The organism is Curtobacterium sp. NPDC086286 (assembly GCF_044746255.1).
GTDB lineage: Bacteria > Actinomycetota > Actinomycetes > Actinomycetales > Microbacteriaceae > Curtobacterium.
This window is the reverse complement of sequence record NZ_JBIVBW010000012.1, coordinates 22,878-41,915: the sequence shown is the minus strand read 5'-3', so window position 1 is coordinate 41,915 and position 19,038 is coordinate 22,878. Positions and strand designations below refer to the sequence as shown.

Genomic DNA, 19,038 nt, shown 5'->3' with positions numbered 1-19,038 from the left:
GCCCGGTCACATTCCGAACCCGGAAGCTAAGCCTCTCAGCGCCGATGGTACTGCAAGGGGGACCTTGTGGGAGAGTAGGACGCCGCCGGACTCAACGTTACGAATACCAGGGAACCCCTGACCACCACGTGGTCAGGGGTTTTCTGCGTTTGCGGGTCCTCCACAGCCTCTCGTGGCGGTCGGTGCCGGGCCGGTAGGATCGTCGTGTCATGACTGCGCCATTCACCACCGCTTCCGGTTCCGATGTCCGTGTCCGCTTTTGCCCGAGCCCGACGGGGACGCCGCACGTCGGACTGATCCGTACTGCGCTGTTCAACTGGGCGTACGCGCGGCACACCGGCGGCAAGCTCGTGTTCCGCATCGAGGACACCGACGCCGCCCGTGACAGCGAGGAGTCCTACCAGCAGATCCTCGAGGCACTGCGCTGGCTCCGGCTCGACTGGGACGAGGGCGTCGAGGCCGGCGGCCCGCACGGTCCGTACCGGCAGTCCGAGCGGACGGACGTCTACGAGGACGTCATCGCGAAGCTCAAGGCCTCCGGACACGTCTACGAGTCCTTCGTCACCCCCGAGGAGATGGAGGCCCGCAACAAGGCCGCCGGGCGTGACCCGAAGCAGGGCTACGACAACCACGAGCGCGACCTCACCGACGCCGAGCGCCAGGCCTTCCGCGACCAGGGGCGTGAGCCGGCACTGCGGCTGCGCGTGCCCGACCGCGACCTGAGCTTCGAGGACCTCGTGCGCGGTGAGATCACCTTCAAGCAGGGCACCTTCCCGGACTTCGTGGTCGTCCGGCCGAACGGCAAGCCGCTGTACACCTTCACCAACCCGGTGGACGACGCGCTGATGGGCGTGACGCACGTGCTCCGCGGCGAGGACCTCCTGTCGTCGACGCCACGCCAGATCGCCCTGTACGAGGCCCTGTACGAGGTCGGCCTCGCCGAGTTCATCCCGGTGTTCGGGCACCTGCCGTACGTCATGGGGGAGGGCAACAAGAAGCTCTCGAAGCGCGACCCCGAGTCGAACCTGTTCCACCACCGTGCCGCCGGGATGATCCCCGAGGGGCTCGTCAACTACCTCGCGCTGCTCGGGTGGTCGATCGGTCCGGACCGCGACGTGTTCACGGTCGACGAGATGGTCCAGGCGTTCGAGGTCTCCGACGTCAACCCGAACCCCGCGCGCTTCGACCACAAGAAGGCCGAGGCGATCAACGGTGACCACATCCGCCTGCTGGACGCCGACGACTTCCGCGGGCGGCTGCTGCCGTACCTGTCGGGCATCGTGTCGGATCCGGTGACGCCGGAGCAGCTCGAGATCCTCACGAAGGCGGCGCCGCTCGTCCAGGAGCGCATGCAGCTCCTCGGCGAGGCACCGGGGCTCCTGGCGTTCCTCTTCACGTCGGACGACGCGCTCGAGATCGACGAGGACGCCCTGGGGACCCTCAAGGCCGACGCCGGTGACGTGCTCCGCGCGAGCATCGCCGCGCTCGAGCCGCTCGACGACTGGACGACGGCCTCGATCGAGGGCGCGCTCCGTGCGGCGCTCATCGACGGTCTCGGCCTGAAGCCCCGTGTGGCGTTCGGTCCGCTGCGCGTCGCGGTGTCTGGTCGACGGATCAGCCCGCCGCTGTTCGAGTCGATGGAGATCCTGGGCAAGGAGTCCACCGTCACGCGCCTGCGTCGCCTCGCGGACCGCTGACGTGGCCGAACGGCAGGGTGACGCGGCCGACCGGCAGGCTGACGCAGCCGAGCGGCTGACGGTCGACGTCGTCGTCGTCGGTGCCGGCCCGGCCGGGCTCAGCGCCGCCCTCAACCTCGTCCGTGCGAAGCGCACCGTGCTCCTCGTGGACGCCAACCGCCCCCGGAACGCCGCCACGCTGCGGTCGCACGGGTTCCTGACGCGCGACGGTGTCTCACCCCTCGAGCTCCGGAAGCTCGGGCGCGCAGAGGTCGAGGCCTACGCCGAGGCCACGGTCGTGCAGACGGTCGTGGACCGGATCGCGCCGGAGGGCGACCGGTGGCTCGTGCACGGTGCCTGGCGCGGCACCGAGGTCGAGGCGACGGCCCGTGCCGTCGTGCTCGCGACGGGCCTGCGCGAGGAGTTCCCGGCGCTCCCGATGCTCCGCGCGTTCTACGGCACCGCGGTGCACAGCTGCGTCGAGTGCGATGCCTACGAGAAGGCCGGCGAGCCGTTGGCGTTCCTCTGCGAGACGGACGACGTCGTCGATCGCGCCCTGCTGCTCGCGGCGTGGGCGGACGACCTCATCGTGTACACGAACGGCATCGCGCCGCTCGACGACGCCGGCCGTGCGCGTCTGGCCGCAGCGGGCGTGCGCGTCGACGAGCGGGCCGTGGCAGACCTCGAGGGGGACCGCTCCGGGATGACCGGCGTCCGCCTCGCAGACGGGCACGTGGAGCCGCGGACGGGTGGGTTCGTCCGGCCCCGGTGGCACGCCGACCTGGACTGGGTCGACGCGGACCTCCGCCGCGACGCCGAGGGGCTCGTCGTGGTCGACCGCTCCGGACGGACGAGCGTGCCCGGGCTGTACGCCGTGGGCGACGTGACGCCACCCGGACCGGAACAGCTGATCGTGGCGGCCGGCCACGGGGCGGTCACGGCCGCCGCGGTGCACCGGGATCTCGTCGGTGGTCTCACGGACCTCCGGGATGCTGTACAGTAGTTGATCGTGCCCCGGGCAACCGGGACCGAAGGCCTCCGGGCCTTTGGGGTATGGTGTAATTGGCAACACAGCGGTTTCTGGTACCGTCGTTCTTGGTTCGAGTCCAGGTACCCCAGCACTCGTAGAACAAGCCCCCGGGATCTCCCGGGGGCTTGTTCCGTTTCGGGCGCAGAAGCCGCGTGACACGCCAGGCGACGAACCGACACGCCAGGCCACAGCCCGACACGCCAGGGCGGCCGATCAGGTCAGGACTGCGCCCTGCTCTTCCGGTACGCGACCACCCAGTCCACGAGCACGTGCCCGGATGCGTCGGCCGGCACCTCGGCGTCGTGGATGATCGTCTCCGCCTGCAGCGTCACGCGCATCGGCGTCGTGGGCACCGCGCCCGTGACCGTCTCGAGCAGCTCGTCGTCCCAGTAGAAGCGCACCGCGTCGGCGGTCCACTCGACGGTCGCGACGTGCCAGTCGGTCTGCCCGCCGGACACCACCGTCGGGTCCTCGGGCAGGAACGTCATCGCCTCGGTCGCGGGGTCGTAGCTGCCCGGGATCGCCGACACCGGGCGGACGTCGCCGGTGAGGTCCCCCTCGGGCCAGTCGATCTCGCCCTCGTTCCAGTCGCCGGACAGCGGCCAGAGGATCATGACGAACTTGTAGCCGGGGACCTCGTCGGCGCGGTACCGGATCGAGACGCGCTGGTGCGTGTACGCCCGGTAGCCGGCGGGGAGGACCGTCGCCACGAGGGGCTGGGACCCGTTGCTGCGGAGGTGGAAGTCGAGCACCGAGTCGTGCACCGACACCACCTGGTCGGGGGAGTAGAGCCCCTTGCCCGACGTGTCCCGCATCCCGCTGTACTCCGCCATCCGCGGGTACACCGCGAGGAGTTCGCCGAGCGCGGCGTCGAGGTCGAAGTCCTGTGCGAGGTAGGGGACCCACCGCGTCCCCTCGGACTCGAGCGCCCCGGTGGGCATGCGTTCGGCGCGGGCGGTCGAGTCACCGGCACGCGTGGGCAGCACGACGGCCGTGGTGCCGGCGACCACGGCGACCCCCGCGATGCCGGCGATCGTCACGCCGCGGCGCAGGAAGGACCGCCGGGTGGTCATCCGGTGACGTGCCCCGGGCTCATGCTGCATCGCGCACCTCGTAGATCCGGACTCCGTCGCGGTCGTAGCGGAGGGTGCCCTCGTCGGCCACGGACCGCTCGATGGCGTCGATCTGCGCGCCGGTGAGCGTCCCGCGGGTCACGGCGTCGGCCCGCTGCGCTTCCGAGAACACGAGCCAGGAGTGTCCGCCCTGGTCGCGGTCCTGCAGGACACCGGTGAGGTCGTCGGCCGTCATGCCCTTCGGGAACCACGCGGCCTCGCTCTGCAGCGAGTCGACCTGGCCCCAGTGGCGGAGGAAGTTCTCGTAGTTCCCGCCGATGATCGACGGGAAGCTGCCGACGGTCGTGAGGGTGTCGTCGGCCTGGAACCGGCCGTCGAGCCACTTCGCCGCGGCCACGTCGGCCGGTGCGGTCTGGTTCGCCTGCTCGGTCTGGAACGTGGCACCGAGGAACAGCGCGGTGGTCACGGTCAACACAAGGGCCGTGGCGGCGATGCGGAGCCGGCGGCCGTGGAAGGCGTGGACGGCTGCGATCGCCAGGAACGGCGCGGAGAACAGGACGACGCGGAACTTCGCCTCGCCGCCGTAGCTCTGCCCGAGCACGAGCACGATCGGGCAGGCCGCCAGCCAGAGCACCAGGAGGGCGCGTCGGGCGTGCCCACCGCGGACCATCCGGACGAGTCCGATGACGGCGCACACGGCGACGAGTGCCGTGATCCCGAGGACCGCGCGGGACTGCAGGGTCGTCGCGATCGACGGGATGGCGATCGACGTCGACGCGGCGGTGACGTTGCTCACCGGGTCGAAGCCGGTGGTGAGACCGAACTTCTCCTGGATGTAGTCGAGGTTCGGCACGAGGTAGAGCAGGGGGAGCAGCGTCAGCGGGACGGCGAGCCACCAGGGGCGGAGGAAGCCGAGCACGAGGAGCGGCACGAACGCGGCGACGACCACGAACGGGGTCAGCTGGTGCGAGGCCGTGATGACGAACTGCAGGACGACGACGAGCGCCACCGCCGCGACCACGGCGGCCCGCGTCGGCGTGGCGACCGCCTCGGCCACGGGGGAGCGGCGTGCACGGAGCAGCCGGCCGGTCAGCGTCGCGCTCCACCGCCCGATCACGTTGGGCTCGCCGCGGAGGACGGTCAGCGCGACCAGGACCGCCGCGAGGAACAGGAAGAACGCGAACGCCTGCGGGGAGTAGTAGTCCTGCCCGACCCAGTTCGCGGCGCTGAACAGGACCGCGGCGACGTACGCCCAGCGGCCGTTCGCACCGAGTGCCCGTGCGATCCCGAGGACGAGTGCCCCGTCGGCGAGGGCGAACGCGAGTTCCGTCCAGCGCACCGGGTCCGCCGCGTCGAGCGTGCCGGTGGCGGCGCCGAGGAACGCGCTGAAGCTGAAGAACCCGGGCCAGCGGTTGTAGATGTCGATCGACGGGTCGACGGCGCCGTGCTGCAGGATGTACGCGGTCACCGCGATGTGCTTGAACACCCACGGCGGTCGGGGCTCGGCGGCGATCAGGTTCGAGGTGCCGTACATGACGAGCAGGAGGACGCCCGAGGACACCGCGCGGACCACCACGTGGTGGCGACGGTCGACGAGTGTCACCAGGGCGACGACGAACACCAGTGCGGCGCCAGCCCACCAGACCGCGGGCAGTGCAGCCAGGAGGCCCCACTCGCCCAGTCCGGTCGAGTCCGTCTGCGCGACACCCACCGCCCAGAGCGCGGCTCCGGTGACGAGGACGCCCGACGCGGCGACGGTGCGGACCAGGACCGCGGTCGGCAGGGCCGACCGCGCGCGGGCCGACCTGGGCGCGGTGCGCGCGGTCTGGACGCCCTGGCCGAGCGACACCCACCCGGCGACGAGCAGGAGGAGCCCGGCGGCGGGCAGCGGGACCCACTGCCCCGTCCAGACCATCGCGAGCCCGAGGACCGCGTCGATCGCGGCACTGGACGCGACGACGAGTCCGGCGCGCCCGATCGGCTCGCGGAGCCCGAGCAACCGGACCACCGGCAGACCCGGGACGACCAACAGCGCGACGAGCACGACGGCCGTGCGGAGCGGACCGGACGCGTCGGCCGCGATGAGGGCGGCTCCGGCGAAACCGAGTCCCGCGGCGACGAGGGACGGCACCGGTGAGGTCGGCAGCACGCGGGTTCCGTGGCGGAGCGACATCCTGGTGGGGGTCGTGGTGGCGGTCACTGCTCGACCACCGCGATCGACTGACGCATCGAGCGTCCCTTCGGGTCTGGGCCGGCGACTGGCAGCGGCCTTGCGGGTGTCACGACGGTAACCGGGGGCCGAGGGCGCACGGGAGAGCGGTCACCGGGAAGTGCGGAGGGCCTGCGGCATTGCGGGATCACGCACGCGTGGCGGGCGTCGAGCGAGGAGAAACCGCACGGTTCCGCCTGCTCGTTGACCCCCGCCGTCCCCGCAGCGACGGTGGGATGGCCGGCTGCGACCGCGCACGTCCCCCGACACGAGACAGGCTCTCCCATGACCGACACCATCCAGCGCTCGCTCCCGCCCCGCGTCGAGCTCGCCCGCCCGATGTCGAGCGCCGTCGACCCCACCTGGGGCGGTGCCGTGTGGGTCGGTGCCGTCGACCTCGCCGAGGTCCCCGGGGACGACGCCGGCACGGTGGGGCTGCACGACGCCGCCGGTCACCGGTCGGCCAGGCTCCTCGTCCGCGACGGCGTGGCACCCCTCGGGTTCGTCGACCTGCCGGTGTCCGACGAGACGATCGAGGTCGCCGCGCTCCGTGCCGCCGTCGCCGCCCTGCCCGCCGTCCCGCAGCCGCCGATCCCGGTGCGTCTGCCGAGCACCTCCGTCGTCCTGTGCACCCGTGACCGCGCCGACCAGCTCGGCGCCGCCCTCGACTCGCTGCTCGCCCTGGACCACCCCGACTTCGAGGTCGTCATCGTCGACAACGCGCCCTCCGACGAGTCGACGCGCGAACTCGTCGAGGCCCTCGACGACGACCGCGTGCGGTACGTCCGCGAACCCGTCCCGGGCCTCTCGAGCGCACGCAACGCCGGCGTCCTGGCCGCGCGGCACGAGATCGTCGCGTTCACGGACGACGACGTCGTGGTCGACCGGGCGTGGCTCCGTGCCGTCGCCTCGGGGTTCTCCCGCGGGGACGACGTCGTCTGCGTCAGCGGACTCGTCGCCAGCGGTGAGCTCCGCACCCCCACGCAGCGGTACTTCGACGAACGGGTGACCTGGTCGCGCAACCTCGTGCCGCGCGTGCACCGCCTGTCGGCACCGCCCGTCGACCGGCCGCTCTTCCCGTTCGCGGTCGGTGACTACGGCACGGGTGCGAACTTCGCGATGCGGCGGTCGGCGATCACCGACCTCGGCGGCTTCGACGAGGCACTCGGCGTCGGCACGGTCACCGGCGGCGGCGAGGACATCGACATGTTCTCGCGCGTCGTGCTCTCGGGCGCCGCGCTCGTCGTCGAACCCGCGGCGCTGGTCTGGCACCGGCACCGTGCGGACCTCCCGGCGCTCCGGAAGCAGGCGGAGGGCTACGGCACCGGACTCGGGGCCTGGCTCACGAAGATCGCCCTGCAGCCCCGCACGCTCGGGATGGCGCTGCAGCGCGCCCCGCGGGCCGTGCGCCACCTCGTCTCGGGCACCGCCGCCGAGCCGGCCGTCACCCCGGCAGCGGCACCGGTCGCCGTCGGCACCGCGGACGCGCCGCTCGACGACGCCGCGTTCCTCCGCGAGGTCGGACGGATGCGCTGGGTCGAGCTCCTGGCCGTCGGGCGTGGTGTGCTCCGCTACGGGCGGTCCCGCCGCACCGTCCGCGCCCGCGAGCGCACAGCGAACCGATAGGTCCGTCACCGGGGATCCACGGCGGATCGCGAGGATGCGCCAAACCGCAGGATCCCCGCACGGCGCTCCTCGGCCCCTCGATCGGGGGCGTCCGGTCGGCTTACCGTCCTCCAAGCACCAGCAGCGCACCACCGGCCCGCACGACCCAGGGGAGAAGCAATGCGTCCGACACACCCGACAGCGCGTCACCGGACGGTCGAACCGGCCGTCCCGGCATCCGACGACCACTCGGTCCTCGACCGGTGGACGCGCGTCGTCGCAGCGTTCCCCGAGTCCCCGGCGCTCGCCGGTGCCGGGACCGCCCGCACGTTCGCCGAGACGGACCGGACGGTCCGGGCGCTCGCCGCACGGCTCACCGAGGTCCTCCGGCCCGACGACCGCACCGGCGCCGGCGTCGGACCCGAGCGCACCGGCGCGTCGGTCCCGGTGGGGATCATGGCCGGGCACACGACCGAGACCGTGGTGGGCATGCTCGCGCTGATCGCCGCCGGGCGGACGATCGTCGTGCTCGACGACCACCTGCCCGAGGCACGCCTGCAGCACGTCGTCACGCTCGCGGGGATCGCCGAGGTGCTCGCCGACGACACCCGTGCGGACCTCGCCGCCGCGGTCCTCGGCCCGGACGGCACCGTGCACGACCTCGACGCCCTCATCGCGACGAGCACCGAGCAGGCCGCGACCGGCAGCGCGACCGCCGCCGGCACCGCGACCGGCACCGTCGCCGACCCCGCAGCGACCTCTCGCCCCGGTGGCACCGACCCCGCCGCGATCGTCTTCACCTCGGGCTCCACGGGCCTGCCGAAGGGCGTCGCGATGACGCACCGACAGCTCCTCCGGAACACCGAGCAGAGTGCCTGGAGCGCCGACTACCGCCCGGGCGACCTCGTGGGCGTCGTGCTGCCGCTTTCCTTCGCCGCAGGCATCCTCACCACGCTCGACAGCATGCTGAGCGGGGCCGCCGCGGTCCTGCTCGACGCACGCGACCTCGGGACCGAGCGACTCCTCGAGGGCATGGCCGCCGAGGACGTCACCGCAGTGGTCTGCACGCCGCACCTGCTCCGGTCGGTCGTCTCCACCGTGCGCGACCGCGGCACGGACCTGCACCCCGCGCTCGCCGGGCTCCGGCTCGTCATGACGGTCGGCGAGCCGATCACCGGCACCGACGTGCACGCCGCTCGCCCGGTCCTCGGCGCCCGCACGGTCCTCTGGAACGGGTTCGGGTCGAGCGAGATGGGGGCGGTCTCGTACTTCCCGGTCGGTCCGGACGACGCCGTCCCGAACGGCGTCGTGCCGGCCGGGTACGTGCCGCCGGGCAAGACCGCCCGGGTCCTCCGCGAGGACGGTACCGCCGCCGCGACGGGGGAGACCGGCCAGCTCGTGGTCATCGGAGACGGCATGACCGCCGGCTACTGGGGCGCGCCCGAGAAGACGAGCGAGCACCTCTCCGTCGACGAGGACGGCACCCCGCTGTGGCGCCAGGGTGACCTCGCCCGCGTCGAGGAGGACGGCTGCCTGGTCCTGCTCGGCCGCGACGACGACGCCGTGAAGGTCCGCGGGTACCTCGTCGAGCCGAGCGAGGTCGAGGCGGCGCTCCGTGCCGTCGAGGACGTGCACGACGTCGTCGTCACCGCCCTCGTCGACCCGCCCGCCGTCACGCGCCTCGTCGCCTACGTCGTCGGCCGTCCCGGTCGCCGCACCCCGGCGCCGGCGGCCCTGCGCCGCGCACTGCGGGCGACGCTGCCCGAGTACATGGTGCCGGCGGCGATCGTCCCGATGCCCGAACTGCCGCGCAACGAACGCGGCAAGGTCGACCGGGCGAAGCTACCCGGTGCGCCGTCGCTCGAGGTCGAGATGGTCGAGGGCGAGTACGACCAGTGGGAGCTCGTCGTCGGGCAGATCTGGGCCGAGGTGCTCGGACTCCGCGGCGTGCACCTCGACGAGGACTTCACCGCGCTCGGCGGCGACTCGCTCTCCGCCGAGGAGATGCTCGCGATCGTGCAGGCCCGGCTCGGCGTCGACCTCCGCGCGTCGGAGCTCCTCGAACAGCCCACCCTGCGCGCCTTCGCCCGACGGGTGCGCTCGGGGGCGAAGTCGCTGCCGAGCCACCCCGACGTCGTCAAGGTCTCCGAGGCCCGCGTCCCCGGGCGCCCGCCCGTGTTCTGCCTCAGCGGGGCCGGAGCCCTCGGCCTGACGTTCCTGCCGCTGTCCCGGTACCTGCCCGAGCACGACGTGTACGCCTTCCAGCAGCACGGTCTCGAGCGACGGGCGATCCCGGACTGGAGCATCCAGCGCACCGCGCGCCGCACCGTCGAGCTCATGCGCATCGTCCAGCCCCGCGGACCGTACCTGCTCGTCGGGCACTCCCTCGGCGGCCTCGTCGCCCTCGAGGTGGCGAAGCTCCTCACCGAGGGCGGCGAGCGGGTCGAGCACGTCGCGATCCTGGACAGCTACCTGCCGCGCAGCAGCACCGAGCAGGCGCAGCTGCACTTCGGCCGGATGGCGGAGAGCCCGGTGCGCAACCCGGCGCTCCGAGCACTCAAGCGCGGGCTCGACCGGGCGGCGAAGCGCATCCTGCCCGCCGGCGTGCCGGTGGGCGAGGAGTTCGCCAAGCGCGTCCGCGCCTACGGTGCCGGCGTCCTCCGCTACGGCGGGCAGAAGGACTTCGACGCCCTCTTCGACCAGGCCACGATCGTGACGCGGCGGCACACGCCCTCGCCCTACGACGGCACGGCGACGTTCGTGCTCGCCGACGGCAACCCCGACGTGGACGGCTGGAACGACGTGCTCCGCGGTGCGACCACCACGGTGCGCATCGAGAGCGAGCACAGCTCGCTCCTCCGCGAGCCGCACGTCGCCGAGCTGGCGACCGCCTTGCGCGCCGCCTTCACGACGCAAGAGGCGCGTCCCTGACGCGACCAGCGAGGGCCCTGGAGGCGCGGGGCGGGCCCGCCCCGCGCCTCCAGGGCCCTCGTGCGTGCCGACACGCCACCCGGCCGCGGCTTGCGGGTTTCCGTATCCGCACTCGGGGGTCCGCAACCAGTGCCCACCCGCATTGACCAGCCCCGTCCGCCGGACGATGGTTGGTCCAAGCCCAGGGAACGGTGTACCCCCGTTCCGACGCCCACCCAGCGCCGGGTCCTCCCTCGACCACTCCCGCATGCAGCCTGAACCCGACAGGAGCACCATGTCCGCCAGCACCGTCCGACCCCGAGACCCCCGCGTCTCGGTCGTCATCCCCGCGAGGAACGAGGCCCGCAACCTCGAGATCATCCTCCCGCAGCTCCCGCCCGTCTACGAGGTGATCCTCGTCGACGGCAACTCGGTGGACGACACCATCGCGACGGCGCAGCGCCTCATGCCGACGATCAAGGTCGTGCAGCAGACCCGCAAGGGCAAGGGCAACGCGCTCGCCTGCGGCTTCGAGGCCGTGACCGGCGACGTCGTCGTCATGTTCGACGCCGACTGCTCCGCCGACGCCGCCGAGATCCCGCGCTTCGTGCAGGCGCTCGTCGACGGTGCCGACGTCGCGAAGGGCTCCCGCTACGCACCCGGTGGCGGCAGCGACGACATCACGATCATCCGCGGCCTCGGCAACAAGGGGCTCAACATGATCTCCAACGTGCTGCTCCGTGCGCGGTACACCGACCTCTGCTACGGCTACAACGCCTTCTGGGCGGACACGCTGCCGACGATCGGGCTGCTGTCGTCGACGCTCCCGCAGCCGACCGACGGCTCGATGCGCTGGGGTGACGGCTTCGAGATCGAGACGATCCTGACCTGCCGCTGGTCCGCCGCGGAGTTCGCGATCACCGAGGTGCCGAGCCACGAGAAGCTCCGCGTGCACGGCACCAGCAACCTCAACGCGGTCAGCGACGGCATCCGTGTCCTGAAGTCGATCATGCACGAGCGTCGTCGTGCCCGCGAGGCCAAGGCCCGCATGCGCCTCATGCCGACCCCGGTCTCGGGCCTCGTGGTCCCGGCCGCCGTGCCGGCGATGGACGAGGAAGCGGCGTGAGCGTCGCGACGGTCGCCGTCGTCATCTGCGCCTACACGCAGCAGCGCTGGGGTGACCTGCAGGACGCGGTCGAGTCGGCGAAGCGCCAGCCCGACGCGACCGAGGTGATCGTCGTCATCGACCACGAGCCGGAGCTGTTCCGCCGTGCGGCCGCCCGCTGGCCGGAGCTCCGCGTCGTCGAGAACGCCGAGGACCGCGGCCTCTCGGGTGCGCGCAACACCGGCGTCGCACTCACCGAGGCCGACGTCGTCGCCTTCCTGGACGACGACGCGACGGCTGACCCGGACTGGCTGATGCACCTCGTCGAGGCGCTCGAGCTGCCCGACGTCGTCGGTGTCGGCGGCCGGGCGACCCCGTCGTGGCCGACCGCGACCGGCGCCGGGCCCTACCCGGACGAGCTGCTCTGGATCGTCGGGTGCAGCTACACCGGCCTCCCCACCACGTCCGCGGACGTCCGCAACGTCATCGGGTCGAGCATGGCCTTCCACCGTGACGTCGTGCTCGCCGCCGGCGGCTTCCGCTCCGGCATCGGTCGCGTCGGCAACCACCCGCTGGGGTGCGAGGAGACCGAGCTGTGCATCCGCATCGCCCGGATCCGTCCCGGCGCCCGCATCCGCTTCGAGCCGCGCTCGAACGTCTCGCACCGGGTCTCCCCGGACCGCGTCACGATGCGGTACCTGCGGCGCCGGAGCTACTACGAGGGCATCTCGAAGGCCGTGCTGAGCCGCCGGGTCGGTGCCCGCGACTCGCTCTCGAGCGAGTCGACGTACCTCACCCGGGTCCTGCCCGGCGCGGTGCTCCGCGAGCTCGGGGCCCTCGGTCGCGGTGGGGGCCTCCGTGCCCTGGCGATCGTGACCTCGGCGGTCTCGACCGTGTTCGGCTACGCCGTCGGCCGTGTCTTCGGCACCGTCGTGGTCCGTGCACCCGCCCCGGTGTCCGCGCCCGTGCAGCAGCCCGTCGGCGCTCCCTGACCGACACCCACCCACCCGACCCACCCACGCACAGAAGACGACATGCAGCGAGACGCCCCGACCCCGAGTGCCACCATCCGACGCCGTTGGAAGGTGGCACTCGCGGTCGCGGCAGCGGTCATCACGGGCGCCACCGTCTCGGCGCCGAGCCTCCTCGCGCCGTCGAGCGCCGGTGCGGCGACCACCGCGGACTGCAGCGCGGGGAAGGTCCTCACCGTCGTCGCGCACGCCGACGACGACCTGCTGTTCGAGGGCACCGAGCTCCGCAAGGACATCGACGCGGACAAGTGCGTCCGCTCGGTCATCGTCACCGCCGGGGACGCGGGCAAGTCCGCCACGTACTGGAAGGGCCGGCAGACGGGCCTCGAGGCCGCCTACGCGAACCTCGCCGGCGTCACGAACGCCTGGACCTCGGGCTCGGTCAGCGCCGGTGGCAAGACCCTCGTGACGCGCACCCTGACGGCGGACCCGCGGCTCAGCCTGGTCTACCTGCAGCTGCCGGACGGCAACATCGACGGCTCCGGGTTCGCCGCCACCCGGTACCAGAGCCTGCAGAAGCTCTACCAGCGCTCGATCACGAGCATGAGCACGGTCTCCGGTGCGACCTACGGGACCACCTACACGCTCGCCCAGCTCCAGGCCACCGTGCTCGCGCTGATGAACGGGTACGGGCCGCAGGAGGTGCACACCCTCGACCACGTCGGCACCTACGGCGACGGCGACCACAGCGACCACCACACCGTCGCGTACCTCACCAAGTCGGCGCAGCAGCAGCTCACGACGGCGAGCACGCTCACCGGGTACATGGGGTACCCGATCGCGGACAAGCCCTCGAACCTCACCGCCGCGCAGACGCAGGCGAAGGGGAACGCGTTCTTCGCCTACTCCGCGTACGACGCCGAGACCTGCGCCTCGGTGGCGTCGTGCTCGTCGCGTCCCGAGGGCTCGTGGCTCAGTCGTGAGTACACCGTCGGCACGCAGACACCCACCGACCCGGGCACCGGTTCGGGCGGGTCCGTCGGAGCCGACGTGACCGCCGGTGCGGCCGTCACCGCGAGCAGCGAGAACCCCGCGGACGGGCAGACCGCCGTGAAGGCCGTCGACGGCGTCGCGAGCGGCTACCCCGACGCGCCGACCGCCGAGTGGGCGACCCGCGGGGGCGGCACCGGTTCGTGGCTGCAGCTCGCGTGGTCGAGCCCGGTGACGCTCGGCGCCGTGGACCTCGCGGACCGTCCGAACGCCGACGACCAGGTCACGGCCGGCACGCTGACGTTCTCCGACGGGAGCAGCGTCGCCGTGCCGACGCTCGACAACGGCGGCGCGTTCACCCGCGTCACCTTCTCGTCCCGGCAGGCCAGCTCGGTGAAGTTCACCGTCACCGCCGTCAGCGCGACGACGCGCAACGTCGGCCTGGCGGAGATCCGGACGTTCGCCCCGGGCACCACGACGCCGACGCCCACGCCGACCCCGACGCCCACCCCGACGCCGACCCCGACCCCGACGCCGACGCCGACCCCGACGCCCGGGGGCGCGACCGACGTCACGGGCTCGGCGACCGCCACCGCGGCGTGGGACGACACCTCGACCGGGCAGACCGCCGCCAAGGCGATCGACGGAGTCGTCAGCGGCTACCCCGACAACACGACCGCCGAGTGGGTCGCTCCCTGGGGCACGACCGGTGTCTGGTTGCAGCTCGACTGGTCCTCGTCGAAGGCGGTGAACCGGGTCGTCCTGTACGACCGACCGAACGGCGACGACCAGGTCACGAGCGGCACCCTGACGTTCTCCGACGGCAGCCAGGTGGCGGTCGGGACACTCCCGAACGACGCGTCGCCGCTCACGGTGGACTTCTCGGCGCGGAACGTCACGTGGGTCCGGTTCACCGTCACCGGGGTGTCGGCGAGCACGCGGAACGTCGGCCTGGCCGAGTTCCGGGCGTTCACCGGCTGACCCGGGAGCACCCGACGGACGGGAGGCGCGGTGCCGGTGGGCACCGCGCCTCCCGTCCGTCGTCCGCGCGCGTCGCGGGTCGCGGGTCGCGGGCGCAGCGTGCGAGGTTCCGCGCACGGTGCGGCCCGTGAGCCGTTGCGCCGTGCGCGCGAGCTCGCACGCTGGTGCGGCGCGTGCCGCCGCGGGTGACCGTCGTCGTGGGCGCGACCTCATCGCGGCGAGCGGCGCGGTACCGGCGGGCGGACGCCTGCGGGAACGGCGGACATCGCGCGGGGAGAGCACGTTGCGGACGGGAGGCGTGACCGTTCTGGTTCGCGATCGCCGGGGATCGCGAACCGGAACGGTCAGGCGGCGAGGAGAACGCGACACGGACGCGAGCACGCGACGGACGGGAGGAGCGGTGCCAGGGGGAGCCGCGCCTCCTGGGCTTCAGCGACGGGCGTGGGTGAGCAGGGCGCGGAGGAGACCGGCCACGTGCGGTCCACGGCCGTAGTGGTCGCGCACCCAGGCGCGGCAGCGCTCGCCGAGGGAGGGGTCGCGGTCGGCGCGGTCGAGGGTGTCGAGGACCTTGGTGGCGAGCGCCTCGGGGTCGGTCGGGTCGACGGTCGACGTCGCCCACTCGCCGGCGAGGATCTCGCCCGTGCCACCGCTCTCGGCGGCGACGACCGGGCGGCCGGCGGACATCGCCTCGACGACGACCCGGCCGAAGCCCTCGGGTTCGATGGATGGCACGACGACCATGTCGGCGGCGTGGAGCAGGGTGACGACGTCGTCCCGCTCGGGGAGGAGCACGACGGAGCCAGCGGGGAGGGACGCGACGGCGCGTCGGACGTCCTCGGCGTCGTCGGGGTCGGCCGCTCCGGCGAGCACGAGCACGGGCGGGTGGTGCGGCTGCGTGGCGTGGTGCGTGCTGGCGGGCCCGAGCGCGGGGGTGAGGGCACGCACGGCGGCGCGCGGCGCGCGCGCGCGGTGGCGTTCGGCGTCCTGCTCGAGCACGAGGCGCCAGGCCTCGAGCAGCGCGAGCACGCCCTTCGACCGGGTGAGGCGGCCGTAGTAGAGGACGGTGCGGGTGTCGTCGTCGAGCCCGAGGGTGCGGCGGGCGCGGACTGTCGCGGACGGCGTGGCCGCGGGGAAGAGTGCGGTGTCGACGCCGTTCGGGACGACGGTGATCCGCGAGGCCGGGATGCCCACGTCCGCCCATGCACGAGCCATCGCGTGCGAGACGGCCAGGTAGTGCGTGCGGCCGCCGGCGATCGGGCCGAGGCGTCGGTAGTTCGGCGCGTGGTGCAGGTGCACGACGAGCGGGACGCCGGAGACCACGGACGCCACACGACCCCAGGGGAGGTGCTCGGGCCGGTTCAGCCAGATGACGTCGGGGCGCGAGCGGCGGAGACGGAGGCCGTCGAGGACGAACCGTGCGGCGTCGCCGGCTGCGCTGCGGAGGCCGAAGGACCGGTCGCCGGTGCGGTGCAGGGCGACCCCGAGCTCGGTGAACTGGTCGCTGCCGGGTTCGGCGCCGTCGGGTCCCGGGGCGAGGTGGCCGCGGTGCCAGACCTCGACGTCCTGTCCGGCGCGCACGAGCTCGCGGGTGTCCTCGAGGACGCACCGCTCGACCCCGCCGGTGATGGCGAGCCCGTTCGTGACGACCGCGATCCGCAGTCGACGGTCGGGGCGTTCCGGGGCGTGGGTCACGGTGTGCCTCCTCGCGCGATCGCGAGCCTGCGGATGAACCAGGGCAGGCAGCCGAGGACGCCAGCCACGCGGACGATGTTCCACACGAGGTCCTGGGGCACGAGGACGGACACCCCGGCGACGACCACCACGGCCGCGAGCACGAGGACCGTCCGGGCACGCGGGCCGCGCCACTCCCGGCGGTCGGGGAGCGAGAGCTGTTGCAGCGCCGCGAGCACCATGTAGGCGAAGACCGTGGAGACCCCGGCCCCGGCGATGCCGAGCAGCGGGACCAGCAGCAGGTTCGCGCCGATGTTGACGGCACCGGCGATGGCCGCGATCACCCCGACGGCGACGCCGCGACGCTCCACGAGCAGGAGCCGTCCGGTCGCGCCGCTGGCGATCACCGGGAACGCCGTGAGCGCCACGATGAAGACCACGACGGTGAGCTCGTGCACGCGGTAGGACGCCGGTGCGAGGATCGGCAGCGCGACCGGTGACACGAGGGTGACCGCGAGCAGCACCGGGGCGAGCAGCAGGTACAGCTGGTCCCGGGCGTGCAGGGCCAGCTGTCGACGGGCGACGGCGTCCCGGAGCGCCGCGAAGTGCGGTGCCCAGGCCTGGTTCGTGAAGGTCAGCAGGAGGATCACGGCGGAGCCGACGACGTAGGCGATCTGGTAGCGCGCGACCTCGTCCGGGCCGAGCAGCCGCTGCACGACGATCCGGTCGCCGGCGTTCAGCACGAAGTAGGACAGGTTGCCGAGGGCGATCGGCACGCCGAGCTTGAAGGCCCGTGCGGTGGTCTGGCGGTCGAACAGACCGGCGAGGCGAGGCCGGGTCGCCGCGAAGCCGATGACCATCGCGGCGGCCTGGGCGAACACGCCGCCCCAGGCGTAGGTCGTGGCGTCGGCGTGCACGAACACGAGCAGGCCGAGGCCGATGATCGAACCGCCGACCGAGGACAGCAGGCTCGTGACCGCGAAGACCCGGATGCGGTCCTGGGCGACCAGGATCGCGAGGGAGAGCTGCACGACCGCGGCGGGGAAGATCCAGAGGACGGCGACGAGCAGGATCGGGTGTTCGCCGACGAACCCGGCGACGTCGCCCCAGAGCGGGATCGTGGCGAGGGCGACCGCGGTGACGACGGCTGCGAGGACGATGCCGACCGCGATGAGCCCGCGGGCCTTCCGGTCGTCACCGCCGTCCTCGGCGCGCTGCAGCACGGACGCCTGGTCGAGTCCCGCGACCGCGAGCACGACGAGCGCTTGGTAGAGCGCGATCGCCGAGGCGAGCACCCCGAACTCGGAGAGCGGCATGAGGTGCGCGAGGACCGGCGAGATCAGCGAGCTCACGACGAGCTGCATCGACCACACGACCACGTACAGCAGGCCACGGCCGAACAGGACGGACGCGCCCTTCTGGACCGCGGTGCTGCCGGTGTCGGGGACGGTGTGGGCGGCGGCCTCGACGGCGGCGGCTGCCTCGGCGGCCTCGACCGCGGCGGCCTTCCGACCGGTGCTGTCGGCGTCGGGCGGGGTGGCTGCGGCGTGGCGGGCCTCGCGGCGGGTCTGGGGAACGGTCACGAGACACCCACCTCCGGGGTCCGGACGTGCTGTCGGAGTCCGAACGCCTGGTCGACGACGTCGAGCAGGTCCGAGCTCGCAGCGGTCGAGAACTTGCGGGCGAAGAGGTGCGGCATCGCGGTGGGGTCCGTCGTCCATCGTTCGAGCAGTCGACCGGCGTGGGGGAGCGTCAGCCACGGCGGGCTCTTCATCTTCGAGCCGTCCCAGCCGATGAACCACAGGGTGTGCGGGACGTGGTCCTCGGCGAAGCCGTCGACCAGGGCGGGTGAGTTCAGCACGGTCGGCACGAACGACTCGTCGGCGATCCAGGTGCGGCGCCAGAAGCGGACGAGGTCGGGACGGGCATCGACGACCTCGACGACCGCGGCGGCGTGTGCGGCACTGAGGACCTTGAGCTGCGACCCGCCGGTGAGCACGACGTCACGCGGGATCCGGCGGGGGATCGGCAGGCGGAGCATGTGCTTCCGCCACGCCCAGTGCGGGTACCGCATCCGGGCGACCCCGCCGCTGGCGCCCCACGCCGCGTGTGGGAGGGGGTGCGGGATGAGGAAGGACTGGTCGCGGTGGGCGTCGAGCAGCGCGGTGATCTCGGCGGGGTTCGCCAGCGGGTAGTCGCTGCCGGTCAGCACCGCCACGTGGCGCGCGCCGGTCTCGGCGAGGGCGGCACGGTAGCCGGAGACCTCGGCCGCGACGTTCTCCCACTTCGCCCAGCCCGTCCGCAGTCGCGGCAGGAGGCGGACCCGGTCGGGGAGCCCCTCGGTCATCGCCCGGTGCACGTCGTCCGGGGTGCGCGCGTCGACGTGCAGGAACACCGGGAACGGGTCGAGTGCCTCGACGAGTCGTCGGACGTGCTGGGGGTCCTCGTGGGCGAGGACGATGCACGCGAGCGCCGCGGGGGAGTTGGCCATGTCTCGAGTGAACAGGGCCGTCCGGACACCGACAAGGCGGTCCCGGGGCGGGTGCGGGGAAGCGGCGGTTTCCCGCAGCGGTCACCGGCGGCGGCGGTACCTCGGGCAGTCGCAGAGGGCGCAGTCGCTGCCCGGCCGGTAGTGCTCGTGGGCGTCCTGCGCGTGGCCGCACACGCAGACGGCCGTCTCCGTGGTGGCGTGGGACGTCGGCACGGTGACGGGCTCGAGCACGAGCGTGGGCCCCAGCGGCATGCGTCCTCCTCCGACCCGCGCGGTACGGGCAGCTGCACCGATCCTACGGGGCAGGGAGCGACGCGTCCGCCGAC

General features: G+C 73.0%; 13 protein-coding genes, 1 tRNA gene and 1 rRNA gene. 9 read left to right on the top strand and 6 right to left on the bottom strand.

Features of this window, described 5'->3' with window-relative positions:
- From rrf to ACIPKM_RS18135, 4 genes are all read left to right on the top strand, one after another.
- A 5S ribosomal RNA gene (gene rrf, locus ACIPKM_RS18150) occupies positions 1–91 on the top strand; the annotation flags it as partial.
- Positions 92–209: 118 nt separating this feature from the next.
- On the top strand, positions 210–1,697 hold the full coding sequence (gltX, locus tag ACIPKM_RS18145; protein ID WP_261647472.1) for a glutamate--tRNA ligase: 1,488 nt from the start codon (positions 210–212) through the stop codon (positions 1,695–1,697).
- A 55-nt stretch (positions 1,698–1,752) separates the two neighbouring features.
- The gene (locus tag ACIPKM_RS18140) at positions 1,753–2,679 is read left to right on the top strand and encodes an NAD(P)/FAD-dependent oxidoreductase (protein ID WP_261647478.1); all 927 of its coding nucleotides are present in this window, start codon (positions 1,753–1,755) and stop codon (positions 2,677–2,679) included.
- 44 nt (positions 2,680–2,723) lie between these two features.
- Positions 2,724–2,795, top strand: a tRNA-Gln gene (locus ACIPKM_RS18135).
- Between the two features lie 129 nt (positions 2,796–2,924).
- Here the strand turns inward: ACIPKM_RS18135 and ACIPKM_RS18130 are convergent.
- Together ACIPKM_RS18130 and ACIPKM_RS18125 are read right to left on the bottom strand one after the other, a co-directional pair.
- A complete protein-coding gene (locus ACIPKM_RS18130; protein ID WP_083403445.1) occupies positions 2,925–3,809 on the bottom strand; it encodes a glycoside hydrolase family 16 protein in 885 nt (294 codons plus the stop codon).
- On the bottom strand, positions 3,799–5,979 hold the full coding sequence (locus ACIPKM_RS18125; RefSeq protein ID WP_261647474.1) for a hypothetical protein: 2,181 nt from the start codon (positions 5,977–5,979) through the stop codon (positions 3,799–3,801). The genes ACIPKM_RS18130 and ACIPKM_RS18125 overlap by 11 nt, the downstream gene beginning before the upstream one ends.
- Positions 5,980–6,273: 294 nt before the next feature.
- Between ACIPKM_RS18125 and ACIPKM_RS18120 the strand changes: the two genes are divergently transcribed.
- The 5 genes from ACIPKM_RS18120 (at position 6,274) to ACIPKM_RS18100 (ending at position 14,550) form a co-directional block, all read left to right on the top strand.
- Positions 6,274–7,614: a glycosyltransferase family 2 protein gene (locus tag ACIPKM_RS18120; RefSeq protein ID WP_261647475.1), complete on the top strand. Its 1,341-nt coding sequence runs from the start codon at positions 6,274–6,276 to the stop codon at positions 7,612–7,614.
- A 159-nt stretch (positions 7,615–7,773) separates the two neighbouring features.
- Positions 7,774–10,524, top strand: coding sequence for an alpha/beta fold hydrolase (locus ACIPKM_RS18115; protein WP_261647476.1), 2,751 nt, complete (start codon positions 7,774–7,776; stop codon positions 10,522–10,524).
- 274 nt (positions 10,525–10,798) lie between these two features.
- Positions 10,799–11,629 carry a glycosyltransferase family 2 protein gene (locus ACIPKM_RS18110; protein ID WP_083294974.1) on the top strand — a complete coding sequence of 277 codons (831 nt, stop codon included), beginning with the start codon at positions 10,799–10,801 and terminating at the stop codon, positions 11,627–11,629.
- Positions 11,626–12,600 carry a glycosyltransferase family 2 protein gene (locus ACIPKM_RS18105; RefSeq protein WP_070416441.1) on the top strand — a complete coding sequence of 325 codons (975 nt, stop codon included), beginning with the start codon at positions 11,626–11,628 and terminating at the stop codon, positions 12,598–12,600. Before ACIPKM_RS18110 ends, ACIPKM_RS18105 begins: the two co-directional genes overlap by 4 nt.
- A gap of 42 nt (positions 12,601–12,642) precedes the next feature.
- Entirely contained in the window at positions 12,643–14,550 is a 1,908-nt protein-coding gene (locus ACIPKM_RS18100; RefSeq protein ID WP_071296127.1) for a discoidin domain-containing protein, read from the top strand.
- 429 nt (positions 14,551–14,979) lie between these two features.
- Here the strand turns inward: ACIPKM_RS18100 and ACIPKM_RS18095 are convergent, their stop codons facing one another.
- The 4 genes from ACIPKM_RS18095 to ACIPKM_RS18080 all read right to left on the bottom strand — a co-directional run bounded on the left by ACIPKM_RS18095 (position 14,980) and on the right by ACIPKM_RS18080 (position 18,964).
- Complete coding sequence (locus tag ACIPKM_RS18095) at positions 14,980–16,242, bottom strand: glycosyltransferase family 4 protein (protein ID WP_402737258.1); 1,263 nt, start codon at positions 16,240–16,242, stop codon at positions 14,980–14,982.
- The gene (locus tag ACIPKM_RS18090; RefSeq protein ID WP_139201990.1) at positions 16,239–17,804 is read right to left on the bottom strand and encodes a lipopolysaccharide biosynthesis protein; all 1,566 of its coding nucleotides are present in this window, start codon (positions 17,802–17,804) and stop codon (positions 16,239–16,241) included. The genes ACIPKM_RS18095 and ACIPKM_RS18090 overlap by 4 nt, the downstream gene beginning before the upstream one ends.
- The gene (locus ACIPKM_RS18085; RefSeq protein ID WP_336696692.1) at positions 17,801–18,712 is read right to left on the bottom strand and encodes a beta-1,6-N-acetylglucosaminyltransferase; all 912 of its coding nucleotides are present in this window, start codon (positions 18,710–18,712) and stop codon (positions 17,801–17,803) included. The genes ACIPKM_RS18090 and ACIPKM_RS18085 overlap by 4 nt, the downstream gene beginning before the upstream one ends.
- Before the next feature lie 81 nt (positions 18,713–18,793).
- Positions 18,794–18,964, bottom strand: a complete 171-nt coding sequence (locus ACIPKM_RS18080) for a hypothetical protein (RefSeq protein WP_156794728.1) — start codon at positions 18,962–18,964, stop codon at positions 18,794–18,796.
- Positions 18,965–19,038 lie beyond the last annotated feature (74 nt).